The sequence below is a fragment of the Streptomyces sparsus genome, assembly GCF_054776295.1.
Window position 1 is genome coordinate 1 of the sequence record NZ_BAAHCA010001076.1, and the last position, 1,492, is coordinate 1,492.

Sequence of the window (1,492 nt, forward strand, 5' to 3'; positions counted from 1 at the left end):
TCGTGCGCCGGCCGTCACCCGCCGACGGCACATGCCGCGGCGGAGTTCGTCGGCGTCGATCTCGTCCGCGAGGGGCCTGGGCCCGGTGGCCGAACGGGAGAGACCGGGGGCCCGGCGGTCGGGGAGGGGTAACCGACCGGTGGTCAGCCGGTGAAGTCGAGCCGGAAGACCGGGTGTCGGGGTGACGCGGCGAGCAGTTCCTGGTCGGTGGCGTCCGGGCCGAGTCCGTCGAAGTAGGAACCGACCTCCCAGCCCCATGCCCGCAGGTACGCGCGCAGCACCTCCGGCTTGTGCGCGTCGGGCAGTTCGGTGGCGGTGAACGTGCGGTGCCTGCGGCCGTGGCTCAGCTCGCCGCCGCCCGCCGCCCGCATGTTGCGCGTCCACTGCACGTGACCGCGCGGCGCGACCAGGTACGTCGCGTCGTTGAGAACCAGTGGGTTGACCGGGGCCCGGCGCGGCTCTCCGCTGCTGCGTCCGCGCACGGTCAGTGTGTGCGCGCCGAACGGGCCGAGGCCGCGGCGCGTCAGCCACATGACCGCCGGGTTGAGCACGCGGTTTCCGAACCGGCTGGGCCGGCGCACGTGGGCGTCCATGTCGCTCCTCCGCAAAGTGTGAGCACTGCTCTCGTTGTGGAGCAGTGTTGCACTGCTGCTGGTCGGGCGCAAGAGCAGTGCTCTCGTTGTGGTCGCCTGCTCCGGTGGATGGCAGACTCGGGCCATGGACAGGATTCGCGGCGCCAGGGAGCGCGCCCGGGCGGAGATCACCGAAGCCGTCAAGGACGAGGCACGCCGACAGCTCGCCGTCTCCGGAGCGGCCGCGCTGTCGCTGCGCGCGGTCGCCCGTGAACTGGGCATGGCCTCCTCGGCGTTGTACCGGTACTTCCCCGGCCGGGACCAGCTGCTCACCGCGCTGATCATCGACGCCTACGCCGCCCTGGGAGCCTCGGCGGAGGCCGCTCTGCACGCCGAGACGTCCGAGCGGCCGGTGGACCGCTGGCGCGCGGTGTGCCACGGGGTGCGTGACTGGGCACTGGCGCACCCGCACGAGTACGCCCTCATCTACGGCTCGCCGGTGCCCGGCTACGCGGCCCCCATGGACACCACGGGTCCGGCCGCCCGGGTCGCGCTGTGCCTGATCGCGGTCGCCACCGACGCCCACCGGGCGGGTCGGCTGAGGCCCGCCGGGGAGGGGCCGCCGCCCGAGGTGGGGAGGGACGCCGCGGCGCTCGCCGACCTGCTCGGCAGCACGCTGCCCGCCCAGGCGATGGCCGGGCTGGTCGCTGCCTGGGCCCAGGTGTTCGGCCTGGTCGGCTTCGAGCTGTTCGGTCAGTTCACCGGCGTGCTCACGGCCCGCCGGGAGTTCTTCGATCATGCCGTTGCCCGGCTGGCCCACTCCGTCGGGCTGGACTGACCGCCGCCCGGTCGGGACGTCGGGTCGCGGCGCCGCCCGGTCGGGGAGGACTCCGCCGCCGACGGCCGGCGAGCCGCGCCGG

Annotated in this window: 2 protein-coding genes; one reads left to right on the forward strand and one right to left on the reverse strand. The window is 74.4% G+C overall.

Translation table 11 applies throughout. The features are described from left to right. Positions 1 to 143 precede the first annotated feature (143 nt). Positions 144 to 593, reverse strand: coding sequence for a nitroreductase family deazaflavin-dependent oxidoreductase (locus ACYVE9_RS26415; RefSeq protein WP_461030415.1), 450 nt, complete (start codon positions 591 to 593; stop codon positions 144 to 146). A 124-nt stretch (positions 594 to 717) separates the two neighbouring features. Between ACYVE9_RS26415 and ACYVE9_RS26420 the strand changes: the two genes are divergently transcribed. Continuing rightward, positions 718 to 1,410 carry a TetR/AcrR family transcriptional regulator gene (locus ACYVE9_RS26420; RefSeq protein WP_461030416.1) on the forward strand — a complete coding sequence of 231 codons (693 nt, stop codon included), beginning with the start codon at positions 718 to 720 and terminating at the stop codon, positions 1,408 to 1,410. Positions 1,411 to 1,492 lie beyond the last annotated feature (82 nt).